The sequence below is a fragment of the Modestobacter sp. L9-4 genome (genome assembly GCF_019112525.1).
Taxonomy (GTDB): domain Bacteria; phylum Actinomycetota; class Actinomycetes; order Mycobacteriales; family Geodermatophilaceae; genus Modestobacter.
Window position 1 is genome coordinate 283475 of sequence record NZ_CP077800.1, and the last position, 13000, is coordinate 296474.

The 13000-nt window shown below is 75.3% G+C and carries 14 protein-coding genes; 5 read left to right on the plus strand and 9 right to left on the minus strand.

Annotated features, from left to right (window positions below; all coding sequences use genetic code 11):
• Positions 1–33: 33 nt before the first annotated feature.
• A complete protein-coding gene (gene msrA, locus KUM42_RS01310) occupies positions 34–549 on the plus strand; it encodes a peptide-methionine (S)-S-oxide reductase MsrA (protein WP_237494520.1) in 516 nt (171 codons plus the stop codon).
• Positions 550–675: 126 nt separating this feature from the next.
• Here the strand turns inward: msrA and KUM42_RS01315 are convergent, their stop codons facing one another.
• From KUM42_RS01315 to KUM42_RS01330, 4 genes are all read right to left on the minus strand, one after another.
• On the minus strand, positions 676–1098 hold the full coding sequence (locus KUM42_RS01315; RefSeq protein ID WP_237494521.1) for a hypothetical protein: 423 nt from the start codon (positions 1096–1098) through the stop codon (positions 676–678).
• A 177-nt stretch (positions 1099–1275) separates the two neighbouring features.
• On the minus strand, positions 1276–1581 hold the full coding sequence (locus tag KUM42_RS01320) for a hypothetical protein (RefSeq protein WP_237494522.1): 306 nt from the start codon (positions 1579–1581) through the stop codon (positions 1276–1278).
• Between the two features lie 8 nt (positions 1582–1589).
• Positions 1590–3071 carry an NAD(P)/FAD-dependent oxidoreductase gene (locus KUM42_RS01325; RefSeq protein ID WP_237494523.1) on the minus strand — a complete coding sequence of 494 codons (1482 nt, stop codon included), beginning with the start codon at positions 3069–3071 and terminating at the stop codon, positions 1590–1592.
• A complete protein-coding gene (locus KUM42_RS01330; RefSeq protein WP_237494524.1) occupies positions 3068–3655 on the minus strand; it encodes a hypothetical protein in 588 nt (195 codons plus the stop codon). The genes KUM42_RS01325 and KUM42_RS01330 overlap by 4 nt, the downstream gene beginning before the upstream one ends.
• 130 nt (positions 3656–3785) lie before the next feature.
• On the opposite strand from KUM42_RS01330, the gene KUM42_RS01335 reads away from it, so the two are divergent.
• Positions 3786–4358, plus strand: a complete 573-nt coding sequence (locus KUM42_RS01335; RefSeq protein WP_237494525.1) for a TetR/AcrR family transcriptional regulator — start codon at positions 3786–3788, stop codon at positions 4356–4358.
• A 33-nt stretch (positions 4359–4391) separates the two neighbouring features.
• On the opposite strand, the gene KUM42_RS01340 is transcribed toward KUM42_RS01335, so the two are convergent.
• Entirely contained in the window at positions 4392–4832 is a 441-nt protein-coding gene (locus tag KUM42_RS01340; RefSeq protein WP_237494526.1) for a MarR family winged helix-turn-helix transcriptional regulator, read from the minus strand.
• Between the two features lie 52 nt (positions 4833–4884).
• Between KUM42_RS01340 and KUM42_RS01345 the strand changes: the two genes are divergently transcribed.
• A complete protein-coding gene (locus KUM42_RS01345) occupies positions 4885–5757 on the plus strand; it encodes a PHB depolymerase family esterase (RefSeq protein ID WP_237494527.1) in 873 nt (290 codons plus the stop codon).
• Between the two features lie 73 nt (positions 5758–5830).
• Complete coding sequence (locus tag KUM42_RS01350) at positions 5831–6565, plus strand: class I SAM-dependent methyltransferase (RefSeq protein ID WP_237494528.1); 735 nt, start codon at positions 5831–5833, stop codon at positions 6563–6565.
• A 10-nt stretch (positions 6566–6575) separates the two neighbouring features.
• On the opposite strand, the gene KUM42_RS01355 is transcribed toward KUM42_RS01350, so the two are convergent.
• Together KUM42_RS01355 and mug are read right to left on the minus strand one after the other, a co-directional pair.
• The gene (locus KUM42_RS01355) at positions 6576–7649 is read right to left on the minus strand and encodes a YbhN family protein (RefSeq protein ID WP_237494529.1); all 1074 of its coding nucleotides are present in this window, start codon (positions 7647–7649) and stop codon (positions 6576–6578) included.
• A gap of 67 nt (positions 7650–7716) precedes the next feature.
• Positions 7717–8229 carry a G/U mismatch-specific DNA glycosylase gene (gene mug / locus KUM42_RS01360; RefSeq protein ID WP_237494530.1) on the minus strand — a complete coding sequence of 171 codons (513 nt, stop codon included), beginning with the start codon at positions 8227–8229 and terminating at the stop codon, positions 7717–7719.
• Between the two features lie 48 nt (positions 8230–8277).
• Here mug and KUM42_RS01365 point away from each other — a divergent pair, with 48 nt between their 5' ends.
• A complete protein-coding gene (locus tag KUM42_RS01365) occupies positions 8278–9609 on the plus strand; it encodes an amidohydrolase (RefSeq protein ID WP_237494531.1) in 1332 nt (443 codons plus the stop codon).
• Positions 9610–9622: 13 nt separating this feature from the next.
• Here the strand turns inward: KUM42_RS01365 and KUM42_RS01370 are convergent, their stop codons facing one another.
• On the minus strand, positions 9623–11212 hold the full coding sequence (locus KUM42_RS01370) for an endo-1,4-beta-xylanase (protein ID WP_237494532.1): 1590 nt from the start codon (positions 11210–11212) through the stop codon (positions 9623–9625).
• Positions 11213–11416: 204 nt separating this feature from the next.
• The gene (locus tag KUM42_RS01375; RefSeq protein ID WP_237494533.1) at positions 11417–12883 is read right to left on the minus strand and encodes a helix-turn-helix domain-containing protein; all 1467 of its coding nucleotides are present in this window, start codon (positions 12881–12883) and stop codon (positions 11417–11419) included.
• Between the last annotated feature and the right edge of the window lie 117 nt (positions 12884–13000).

Consider the following 13000-nt stretch of genomic DNA (forward strand, 5'->3'; position numbering starts at 1 on the left):
TCATTGGACGTGCTGGACGAGAAGGAGGCACACGTGACCACTGAGACCGCGATCCTCGCCGGCGGTTGCTTCTGGGGTGCCCAGGAGCTGCTGCGCAAGCGCCCGGGGGTGCTGACCACCCGCGTCGGCTACTCCGGCGGCGACACCCCCAACGCGACCTACCGCAACCACGGCGACCACGCCGAGGCCGTGGAGGTCGTCTTCGACCCCGCCGTGATCTCCTACCGCGAGGTCCTGGAGTTCTTCTTCCAGATCCACGACCCGTCGACCAAGGACCGCCAGGGCAACGACCTCGGTCGCAGCTACCGCTCGGCGATCTACTTCACGAGCGAGGAGCAGCAGCGCGTCGCCCTCGACACCATCGCCGACGTCGACGCCTCGGGCATCTGGCCGGGCAAGGTCGTCACCGAGGTCGAGCCGGCCGGCGCGTTCTGGGAGGCCGAGCCCGAACACCAGGACTACCTGCAGAAGATCCCCTTCGGCTACACGTGCCACTTCGTGCGGCCGGACTGGGTGCTCCCCCGCCGCGAGGCGCAGACCACCGTCTGACCTGAGCCTGCGCGTCCCGGGACGCGCAGGCAGTTCGTGAGACCACCGTCGAGGGTGGACGTCCGCACCGGGCGTCCACCCTCGATGCGTCTCCGGGCGGAACGGACGCCCTGGGGGCAGCGACCGTCAGCTGTCGCGGGGGGTGCAGACCCCGAGCGTGTGCGGACTCGTGGCCTCGGGGCACAGCGACACGATCCAGCCACCTGAGCCGTACGAGTCGGCGGTCTGGTCCGCCATCACCTCGAGGCCGCTGACGCCGGGGTGGTGCCGGTAGTAGACGGGGACGGGGTCCCCCTCGGTCGTGTAGCCGACGACCTCGAGCTCGGCTCCCAGCCGCTCGGCCGCTGCGTCGAACAGACAGGCGGCACGGTCGGCGGGCACCTGCGAGGCACCGGTCCCGGGCCCCAGGTCGACCGAGCCGCAGGACGGGAGGTCACCGTCGCCACGTGGCGAGGTCCACGGCCACTCGACGGACGGGCCGATGACGACGGCCGCGATCGCCAGTCCCGCGAGCCCCATCGCAGCCGCCGCAGCTCGCCCCTGGTCCACGGCGGCAAGGTAGCGGTCGCAGGCTCCGGCGGGCCCGCTGGCAGCACCACCGACACCGCCTCGTGACCAGCTGCGACGTACAGCGCGCCACGCGGCCGACCAGTGGACGGCGGAGTCGACCGAAGGACGACCGACGCCCGGGACCCCACCGTGGCCGGGTCCCGGGCGTCGGTCCCTTCAGTCCTGCTCGACGTCCGAGAACAGTCCGGTGACCGAGGTGCCGGTGGCGGCGAGCCCGCCGAACAGCGCGCCGGCCTCAGCGGTGGCCGTCGCCGCGGAGGCGTCGCCGTAGTCGTCGAAGTACAGGTCGAGCGTCCGGTGGGCAGGCGTCGGGGTGCCGTCCTCCTTCGGCCAGACCCGGGCCGACTCGACCCGCCGCACCCGCGCGAGCTGCCGCGCGGCGTCCAGCAGGGCCGGCCAGGCCGCCTCGAACGCGGGGACGTCGGTGGGGTTGCCGATGACGAGGGTGATCTTGGTGGGCACGGGGACTCCTAGGCGTCGACGAGTGTGGTGGTGGGCTGCCGCGCGGGGCCCGGCTGCGGCCTGCCCGCGGTCTCCAGCAGGCGGAGCCAGACCTCGCTGACCGTCGGGTAGGCGGGCACGGCGTGCCAGAGTCGCTCGAGGGGCACCTCTCCGGCGATGGCGATGGTGGCGGCGTGGACGAGCTCCGTGACGTCCGGGCCGACGGCGGTGAACCCGACGACGGTGCCCGCCTGCTCGTCGATGAGCAGACTCGCCCGCCCTGCGTACCCGTCGGCGTGCAGCGCCGCGCCGGCCACGGCACCGAGGTCGTACTCGACCGTGCGCACCTGACGCCCGGCCTCCCGGGCCGCCCGGACGGTGAGGCCGACGGCGGCGACCTCGGGGTCGGTGAAGACCACCTGCGGCACGGCCCGCTCGTCGGCGGTGACGGCGTGACGGCCCCACGGGGTGAGGTCGACGGGCAGGCCGGCGGCCCGGGCGGCGATGGCGTCACCCAGGGCACGGGCCTGGTACTTGCCCTGGTGGGTGAGCAGCGCGCGCCGGTTCACGTCGCCGGCCGCGTACAGCCACGTCCCGGTCCCGGCGTCACCGCCGACGACCCGCAGGCCCTCGTCGACGGCGAGCCAGTCCCCGGGCGTCAGGCCGACCGAGTCCAGGCCGAGGTCGGCGGTGTTGGGCCGGCGTCCGGTCGCGACGAGCAACTCGTCGGCGACGACGGTGCCGCCGTCGGCCAGCGTGATGACCACGGGGCCCTCACCGTCGCGGCTGACCCGGGTCGGCTCTGCGCCGACCCGGACGTCGACACCCGCGGCACGCAGGGACGCCACGACGTGGTCGGCGGCGAACGGTTCCACGTTCGGCAGCACCCCGTCCCGGGCGATGAGGGTGACAGCCGCACCGAGGGCGCTGTAGACGGTGGCCATCTCACTCCCGACGACCCCACCCCCGATGACCGCCAGCCGCTCCGGGACGTCGCTGGCAGCGACGGCCTCGCGGCTGGTCCACGCCCGCGCCTCGGACAACCCCGGGATCGGCGGCACGGCCGCGGTGCTGCCGGTGGTGATCACCACCGCGTGCCGGGCGGTCAGGGTGTGGACCGCGCCGTCCGGGGCGGTGACCGCGACCGTGCGGGGCCCGGTGAGGCGCCCGTGCCCGCGGACCAGGTCGATCCCGGCGGAGTCGAGCCAGTCGACCTGGCCGTCGTCGTGCCAGTGCGCGGCGAAGCGGTCCCTGCGGGCCAGCACGGCGGCCACGTCCAGCTCGCCGGTGACCGCGGCGGCGGCGCCGGGCACCTGCCGGGCGGCGCGCAGTGCAGCGACGTCCCGCAGGAGCGCCTTGGTGGGCATGCACGCCCAGTAGGAGCACTCGCCACCGACCAGTTCGCGCTCGACGATCGTCACGCTGAGCCCGCCCTGCACGGCTCGGTCCGCCACGTTCTCCCCCACCGGACCGGCCCCGATCACGATGACGTCGACGCTGGTGGCGGTCATCGGACGACCTGCGCGCTGCGGTGCAGACGGACGGCGGAGACGAGGAAGAAGAGGCCGCCCAGGGTCGCGTAGCCGGCGAGGGAGCCCAGCGACGCGGAGTCCGAGCCGGCCTGGGCGAGGAACGAGCCACCGGCGAGGACGGAGATGCCGCCGCTGAGGACCTGGGCCCACTGGCCGCCGAGACCACGGCGCCGCACGGCGACGACGAGCTGCACGATCCCGGCGGTGACCGCCCAGGCACCCCACACCCGCAGGACGGCGGCCAGGTCGGACCCGACGGCGAACGCCAGGCCGACGGCGGCCAGCAGGCTCAGCGCCGCGTTGACGTACAGCGCCGCAGGGCGGGAGGCCCGGCCGGAGCGCAGGTCGACGAGGGCTGCGGCCAGGTCGACCAGCGGGTACAGCACCAGCAGGACGACGGTGACGGCGCGGACCGGGGTGATCGAGTCGAGGGTCGAGGCGGTCACCAGGAGCAGTACGGCCCAGACGACCGCGAAGACGCCGCGGGCGGTGTAGACGGTCTGCAGGACGGGGGCGAGCGGGGCGGGTGTGCCGGTGGCGGCTGAGCCGGTGGCGGTGGTCATGGCGGTCTCTCTTCGGAGTGGACGAGTGGTCGGACAGGTAGACTGACTAGTCACTCTACCTGTCGGCAACGTACTGCCCCGACAGCGGGACCACAAGGGTGAGGAGAGAGGGACACCTATGCTCGGGACCGTGACCAGCCCCGTCCGCGACCGTCTGCTCGAGGCGGCGAGCGAGCTGTTCTACGCACAGGGGCTGCGCGCCGTGAGCGTGGACAAGGTCATCGACCGCGCCGCCACGACGAAGGTCACCTTCTACCGGCACTTCAAGAGCAAGGACGACCTGGTCGTCGGCTACCTGGAGCGCACCGCTGCCCGCGAGCGCGCGGGCATCGGGGCGGCCGTCGACGCGGGCGCCGGCGACGTCGACGCCGCACTGCGGTCGATCTCCGAGCTGCTCGGTGGGATGGCCTGCAGCCCGGGCTTCCGGGGGTGTGCGTTCATCAACGCCGCCGCCGAGTACCCCGACGCCGACAGCCCGGTCCGCCGGGTCGTCGACGCCCACCGCCACTGGTACCGCGAGACGTTCGCGCGCCTGGTCGCCCCGTTGACCCCGGCGGACCCCGCGGCCGTGGCCGACGACCTGCTCCTGCTCCGCGACGGCGCCATGGTCGCGGGCTACCTCGACCACTCCCCCACCGTCGCCGGCTCGTTCCTCCGGAGCAGCCGCGCGGTCGTCGGCCTGGACACCCCGCCGGCCGGCTGATCCCGCCGTCCCGGACGAGCGGCCTCGCCGCGGTCAGTCCGCGGCGCGCCCACCCGGGCCGAGGAGCGCCAGCAACGCCCGCTGCCCCGCCTCGTCGAGGCCGGCGGCGCGCAGGCCGTCCCGCAGGATCGCGTGCACCCGTTCGCGTGCCTCGCGGCCGGCGTCGGTGAGCGCCAGGGCCCGCACCCGCCGGTCGGCCGGGTCCTCGACCCGGGTCACCAGGCCGCGCTCGGCGAGCCGGTCGGCCAGGAAGGTCACGTTCGACGGGTCGCAGTGCAGCCGCTCGGCCACCACCCGGCGGGACACCGGCGCCGCGTCCGGGTCCAGCGCCCACAGCGCGTCGGCCAGCGGGTCGGTGAGGTCGAGGTCCTGCAGCCCCTGGGTCACGGCGGCGCGCAGCTGCGCAGCCAGCTCGAAGACCGCGGCCACGACCCGGCTGGCGATGGCCCCGTCGTCGAGCGGGACGTCGGACATGCCGCGAGTCTAGAGCTGGACAACGTGAACCATTCACGCTCACGATGGATGCGTGAAGACTTCACCCGTTGTGACCGTGACCGTCGACGAGCAGCACCTGGACCTCGACGGGCGGCGCCGCACCCACCGCGTCGTCCGGCCGGCGGACCCAGCTCCGGACGCCGTCCTCGTGCTCGCGCTGCACGGCTCCAACCAGGACGGCGCGAAGCTGCGCCGGTCCAGCGGCGGCACGTTCGACGCGCTCGCCGCCGACCACGGTGCGGTCGTCGTCTACCCCGACGCCCACGGCGGGCTGTGGAACGACGCCCGGCGCAGCATCCCCGGCCGGGCCCGGGCCGAGGGCGTCGACGACGTCGGCTTCCTCACCGCCGTCCTGGACCAGGTCGCCGACCGGTACGGGCTGGCCGACCGGCGCGCGGTCGTCGCCGGGTACTCCAACGGCGGTCAGATGGCGCTGCGGCTGCTGTTCCAGACCAGCGGCCGGCTGCGCGGCGTCGTCCTCTTCGGCGCCGCGCTGCCCACCCCGGACGACCTGGTGGTCGAGGACCGGGGCGACCGGGTGCCGATCACCGTCGTCCAGGGGACGAAGGACCCGATCGTGCCGTTCGCCGGTGGCACGGTGAGCCTGTTCGGCTTCCGCCCCCGCGGCACCGTGCTGCCCGCGCCGGAGTCCGCCCGCCGCCTCGCCCGGCGCAACGGCGCGGACGACGAGCCGGTGACCTCCGAGCTCCCGGGGCGCACCGCGCGGACGACGGTCAGCGTGACGCGGTACGGAGGCGCGGCGCCGGTGACGCTCTACACCGTCGAGGGCGGCGGGCACGTCGTCCCGAACCGCACCACGCGGGCGATCCCGCTGCTCGGCCGCACGACGCGGACCGTCGACGGCGGCGAGCTGGTCTGGGAACTCGTCGAGGGCGCCCACTGACCGCACGGTCCGGCCGGTGCAGGAGTCGGAACCCGGTTGTGGCCGGCGCCGCCATCCGGGGAGGCTGCGCGGCATGACCGCCTTCGACCCCGCCGCCAGCTTCGGACCCGACATCGCGGCCCGCTACGACGACGAGCACCGGCTGGGCGACGAGGCGGAGACGGTCGCGCTGCTCGCCGAGCTGTGCGCCGGACGTCCCGCGCTGGAGTTCGCCGTCGGCACCGGCCGCATCGCGCTGCCGCTTGCCCAGCGGACGTCCCGGGTCGACGGGATCGAGCTGTCGCCGGCGATGGCGGAGCAGTTGCGGGCCAAGCCAGGCTCGGACGCGATCTCGGTCACCCTCGGCGACATGGCGACCACCCGGCTGCCGGACAGGTACGGGGTCGTCTACCTGGTCTTCAACACGATCTTCAACATCGTGACCCAGGACGGGCAGGTGCAGTGCTTCGAGAACGCCCGGGCCCACCTGGCGGACGGCGGGGTGTTCGTGGTCGAGACGGCGGTCCCGACGGCGTGGACGCACGCGGCGAGCTACGTCCGGCCGGAGCAGGTCGACCCCGGACGGGTCACGCTCGACGTCTGCAGCTACGACCCGGTGACCCAGCTGTTCCGGGAGAACCACGTCGAGGTCTCCGGCGACGGCATCCGGTTCAGCCCCATCGAGTGCCGCCTGGCCGGCACCGGTGAACTGGACCTCATGGCCAGGATCGCCGGGCTCACCCTCCTGCACCGGTGGGGCGGCTGGACGAGGGAACCGTTCACCGCGAGCAGCGTCCGGCACGTGAGCGTCTACGTCGTGGCCGGCTGACCCGTCCGGTTCAGTGCGGCTGGTGCTCGGCGGCGGGCACCGGACGCGGGCTGATGACCAGGCACAGCGCGCCGATCGCGGCCGGCAGCCAGAGGCTCACCAGCCGGTAGACCACCACCGCGGGCACCGCCTGGCTGGCCGGCATGCCGGCGGCCACGAGCGCCGAGGCCAGCGTCGCCTCCACCACGCCGATGCCGCCGGGGGTCAGCCGCACGGAGGTGGCCAGCGCGCCGGCCGCCCAGGCCAGCAGCAGCCCCTGCCACGGCACCGGCGCACCCACGGCGACCACGGCCAGCGCGAGGCTGCCGGCGTCGAGCACCCAGTTGCCCAGCGAGAACAGGGCCGCGCCGACACCGCCGCGGGTGCTGAGCCGGTAGGACCCGAGCGAGGCGAGCAGGTCGACGATCTTCGCGGCGACGTCCTTGCGGCGCAGCGCGGGGACCCAGCGGCCCAGCAGCTTCGCGCCGCGGCCGAGCACCCGGCCCACGACCTCCCGGGTCGCGTCGTGCCGGATGGCCAGCACCACGGCCAGGACGGGCAGGGCGCCGGCGGCGGAGGCCGCGAAGGCACCCAGCGCCCCCGCCGTGGAGCCGGTCACCGCCAGGCCGAGGGCGATGACGGCGGCCAGGGTCACCGTCGAGGAGATCCCCGACATGGCCAGCACCCAGCCGACCAGCGCGGTGCTGTTGCCCAGGTCGTGCCAGCGCCGGTAGGTGTACGCGGCACTGGCCGCGGCGCCGGCGACGGGGAGTCCGAGGGAGATGCCGTTGGCGGCGTAGGTGGTGCCGGTCAGCGCCCGCAGGTCACCGTGCCCGCCCCCGGCGCGCAGCAGCAGCCGGTGCAGCAGCGCCACGCACTGGAACGACGCGATCTGGACGACGGCACTGGCCAGCACCCACTGCCACCGCACGCCGACCAGCTCGGAGACCCAGCCGGCGACCCGGTCGTGGTTGACGATGCCCGCGGTGACCAGCGCGGCGAGCAGGACGAGGGTGACCACCGGCCGCACCGCCCGGCGCCAGCCGCGGGACCGCCCGGCAGGGGCGACCGCACCGGCGGTCTCCGCCGGCACGGGTGAGTCCACCCCCTCATCCTCCCCGACGCCGGCGGCTCCCACGCTCGCGCGGACGGGTGAACCGCTGTCGGACAGGTCACGCACGGTCGGTCCGCAGCTGGGCGTAGAGCCGGGCCAGGTCGGGCAGCTGGTGGTGGGCGTTGAGCCCGCTGGGGTTGGGCGCCACCCAGGTGTCGACGCCGCCGATCCGCTCCGGCTGCCGTCCGAGCACCGCCTTCGGCCGCTCGAACGCCCAGCGCCAGGCGGTCACCCCGAGGACGGCGAGCACCCGCGGGCGGTACCGGGCGACCAGCGCGGCCAGCGCGTCACCGCCGTCCCGGAGCTCCTCGCGGCTGAGCTCGGCCGCCGTCCGGGTGGGGCGGTCGACGAGGTTGGTGACGCCGAGGCCGAAGGTGACCAGCTCGGCGTCCTCGTCGGGGGCGAGCCGGCGCGGGGTGAGCCCGGCCAGGTGCAGCGCGGGCCAGAAGCGGTTGCCCGGCCGGGCGAAGTGGTGGCCGGTCTCGGCCGAGCGCAGCGAGGGGTTGATCCCGCAGAAGAGCACGTCGAGGTCGGGGCCGACCACGTCGGGCACGGGCTTGGCACCGGTCACGGCCACCAGTGTGCTGCGCGGCCCGGACGGTCCCGGTAGACACGTCCCATGACGGACACCCGCATCCCGGCCGCCGCGGACGCGCACTTCCTCGACCAGCTGCGCTCGGCCACCGACCGGGCCGCCGCGACCGCCGAGCCGCTGTCCTCGGCCCACGCCGGGGCGCCCGAGGAGCTGCTGACCATCGCGGAGCAGGCGATCGAGGCCGCCCGCGACGAGCTGCTGGCGCTCAGCCACGACCTGCACGCCCACCCCGAGGAGGGCTACGCCGAGCACCGCTCGGTGCGCGCGGTCGCCGACCTGCTGGCCCGGCACGGCATCACCGCGAAGGTGGGCGTGCACGGGCTGGACACCGCGCTGCGGGCCACCGTCGGCTCCGGTGAGGGCCCGACGGTCGCCGTGCTGGCGGAGTACGACGCGCTGCCGGGCATCGGGCACGGCTGCGGGCACAACGTCATCTGCTCGTCCGCGGTCGGTGCGTTCTTCGGCCTGGCCGCGGCGCTGGCCACCGGCGAGGTCGCCGGGACGGCGGTGCTGCTGGGCACCCCGGCCGAGGAGGGCGGCGGCGGCAAGGAGCTGATGGCGCGCGACGGCGCCTTCGACGGCATCGACGCGGTGGTGATGCTGCACCCGTTCTCCTACGACGCCGCGGTGCAGCCCTTCCTCGGCCGCCGCCAGCTGCGCGCCACCTACACCGGCATCGCCGCGCACGCCTCGGCCCAGCCGTTCATGGGCCGCAACGCCCTGGACGCCGTGGTCGCCGGCTACAACGGCATCGCGATGCTGCGCCAGCACATCCCCGACACCGACCGGGTGCACGGGGTGATCACCGACGGCGGCCAGCGGCCCAACGTCGTCCCGGAGCGCGCCGAGGCGCTGTACTACGTGCGCTCGGCGACCCCGGAGACGCTGGCCGACCTCTGCCGCCGGGTCGAGGCGATCGCGGTCGCCGCCGCGGCCATGACCGGCTGCGGGTACGAGCTGCAGTGGGACCAGCTGCCGGCCTACCTGCCGATCCGGGCCAACCTCGAGCTGGCCGCGCGGTGGACGGCGCACCAGGCGCGCCGCGGGCGCACCGCGCTGCCCCCGGGCGTCACCCCGGCGTCGCTGGCCGGGTCGACCGACCTGGGCAACGTGAGCGTCCGGGTGCCCTCGATCCACCCGATGATCGCCATCGCCGGGCCGGAGACGTCGATGCACACCACCGGTTTCGCCACCGCGGCCGCCTCCCCGGCCGGGGACGCCGCGGTGCTCGACGGCGCGGTGGGTCTGGCGCTCACCGCCCTGGACGCCCTCGCCGACCCGGCCGTGCTCGCCGCGGCCCGGGAGGAGTTCGAGGCCGCGGGCGGTGTGCTGGACCTGGAGCAGCTGCTCGGCTGAGCAGCTCCTGCGGTCAGCCGCCCAGGGCCCGCCTCATCGCGTCGTGGGCCGGCGTCGGGTGCCCGTCGTCGAACAGGAGGTCGTGGCCCTGCTGCAGGCCGCCGTCGTCGTCGACGAACCAGTCGTAGCGGTCGTCCAGGCCCCAGGTGGTGTAGGCCACGCAGGTGGGCGAGCTCAGGCAGGTGCTCAGCACGGTGGCGTACTGCTCGGCCTGGGCGTCGGTCCCCCGGCCGTCGGTGACGTCGTTCTCGGAGATGCGGACGTCGAGCCCGGCCGCCCCGAAGGTGTCGAGGGTGTCGGTGAGGTCCTCGGCGGAGACGGCGTCGGTCGAGAGGTCGTAGACGTGGGCCTGGAGGCCGACGCCGTCGAGGTGACCGCCCAGCGCGTTGGTGCGACGGACCAGGTCGAGCAGGGCGTCCTGGCGGGGACCCGGCACGTCGGCGCCGTTCTCGTTGACGAACTGCTCGACGTCGGGGTCGGCGTCGTGGACGGCCCGCGAGACGACCGCCGGGTAGTCGGGCCCGAAGACCCGGTACCAGGTGTTCTCCTGGAGGCTGGTGCCCTGGTCGAGGTCGAACGGCTCGTTGACGACGTCGAGCGAGGCGAGCCGCCCCCTGAAGTGCCTCACCACGGTGGTGAGGTAGTCGCGCAGGGCGTCGGCGCTGTCCTGGCGCTCCGCCGCGGTGCCGGTGGGCAGCTCCTGCATCCACCGGGGCATCGCCTCCGAGAAGGCGATGGTGTGCCCGTGCACCGCCATGCCCCTGCTCTCCGCCACGGCGAGCAGTGCGTCGGCCTCCTCGAAGGTGTAGACGCCGCGCCGGGGCGAGAGGGCCTGGGCCTTCATCGCGTTCTCCGGGGTGATGGCCCCGAAGTCACCGATGAGCTCCTGGGCGTACGTCGCGTCCGAGGCGAGCGGACCCAGCGCCACCGCTGCACCGATCCTGAGGTCGGGGCGGGTGCGGGCGGCGAGCGCCTGCAGTCCCTCCGCCGAGGGCTCGGCCTGCGCGACCGCGGGGCCGGCGGTGCCCAGCGAGTCACCCTCCGCAGCGGTGGCGGTGAGGGAGCCGACCGTGAAGGAGCCGTCGTCGCTGGAGAGCCCCAGCCACAGCTCGCCCGAGTCGAACACCCCGCCGAGCGGCGCCGAGGACAGGGTGTCCCCGCCACTGGCGATCTCGAGTGCGTCCCCGGACCGGCGCACCGAGAGGACGGCGTCCGGGTCCGGGACCCGCACGTGCTCCTCGTACACCGGGCGGGGGTCGGTCACGTCCTGCTCGCCTGCGCCGTCGAAGACGCTGACCTCGAGGTCGTCGCCGTCGAGGGTGAGCCGAAGACCGGCCGGTTCGATGCGGAACTCGTCGGCGACCACCGGCGGGCTGTCGTACACGGCCCAGGTCGCGTCCCCGGTGACGTCGGTGAAGCGCGCACTGAGGGTGAACTCGCCCGCCACCACCAGGTGGGTGCCGTCCAGGTCGAGCGGCGGGGCCGGCTGACGTGTCCCGCCGGGACCGAGGATGCTCAGCGCGGTGGCGGTGACCCGCAGGCCCGCGCCGTCGGCGGTCACCCCCGGCACGTGCTGCCAGTCCTGTTGCAGCAGGTCCAGCACCTCCCCCTGCGGCGCGGGGGCGTGCGGGGTGCACCCTGCGAGGGCGACCAGGACGCCCGCCGCCGGCGCGACCGCCCGGTGGGGGTGCCCGGGCCTCGACCGCCTCGACCGGGGTCCCTCCGCGCCGACCACGGCTGCAGCCTAGGACCCGCCCCAGCCGTCAGGCCCTCACCCGCGTCGTCCCACCGGCGTCGCTGGGCCGGGTCAGTCCCGGCCGGGCACCCGCAGGCCGTACTGGGTGATCTTGCGGTAAAGGGTGGCCCGGGACAGCCCCAGCTCGGCGGCCGCCTGCACGGCGGTGGCGCCCGGCCGGGTCAGGCAGCGCAGGATCTCGTCGCGCTCCAGCTGCTCCAGCCGGCCCAGCGGGCGGGTGCCGGAGCTGAGCACCGAGGGCGGCAGGTGCTGCAGGTCGACCACGTCGGTGCGGGCGGCGGCCTCCCGGACGGCGGCGCGCAGCTCCCGCACGTTCGCCGGCCACGAGTGCGCGGTCAGCGCGCGCAGCGCCCGCGGGGTGAACTCGACGTCGCGGTGCCGGCGCTCGCGGGCGAAGGACCGGGCCAGCGGCTCGACGTCCTCACCCCGGTGGCGCAGCGGCGGCACCTCGACCACCGCGCCCACCAGGCCGGCGAGCGAGGCCGGGACGGCGTCGACCGTCGGCGCGGTGAGCACCATCGGCCGCAGCGGCGCCGACGACGTCCGACCCAGGACGGCGGCCAGCTCGTCGGCGGCCCAGGCGGGCAGGCTGTCGGCGCCGGAGACCACCACGCAGGTGTCCGGGGCGGTGAGCTCGGGAGCCCACAGCGCCAGCCACGCCTCGACGTCGGCGGCCTGGGGCGGCCGGGCGACCAGCACCCGCTCGCGCCGCCGTCCGCCGTGCCGGGCGAGGGTGGCCACCGCGGACTTGCCCGCGCCGGGCTCCCCCACCACGGCCAGCAGCCGCCCGGCGGCGACCGCGTCCCGGGCCGCGGCCACGGCGTCCCGCCAGGCGCGGGAGGGGCAGGGGTCGGAGCCGGCGGCGGCGAGCCGGTCGGCGAAGACGTGGAAGACCTCGCCGCGCGGCGCCGGCCGCTCCGGGTGTCCCCCGGCCCGCACGTGCATCAGTGCGCTGGTGTTGCCGGCGGCGGACTGGGCCAGGGCGAGCAGCAGGTCGGAGGAGGCGTCGGACCAGGTGGTCATGTTGATGCTGCCGACCAGGTCGCCGGACCGCGGGTCCAGCACCGGCACCGCCGCGCAGGTGTAGCGGCGCAGCGGGGCGACGAAGTGCTCGTCGGCGCGCACCAGCGACGGCACCCGGTCGGCCAGCGCCAGCCCCAGGCCGCTGGTGCCGGCGGTGCGCTCGCCGAAGTAGAAGCCCGGCGCCAGGTGCACCCGGTCCAGCGAGCGGTTGATGTCCGCGTCGTCGGACCAGCGGGCCAGCACCAGCCCCTCGGCATCGGTGATCATCAGGCCCAGCGGCTCGTTCGCCAGCGTCCCGTGCAGCCGGCCGAGCACCTCGGCGCCGCACTCGTAGAACAGCGAGTCGGTCGGCAGCGCGCCGGTGAAGACCGGCTCGACCTCCTCCGGGGAGACGCCGTAGCGCCGGCTGCGCGCCCACGAGGCGCGGACCCGGGGACGGGCGTCGGAGCGCACCGGCTCCCCCGTCGCCGCGCGGACCAGCGGCAGCTCCGTCACCTGTGACCACCTCCGGACGCGCCGTTGCGTCGCGGCGGACCCGGCCCGCCGTCGGTCCCATCCTGGCCCGGCCGGCGGCCCTCGCCGCCGGTCCCGGTGTCTCAAAGTGAGACACCG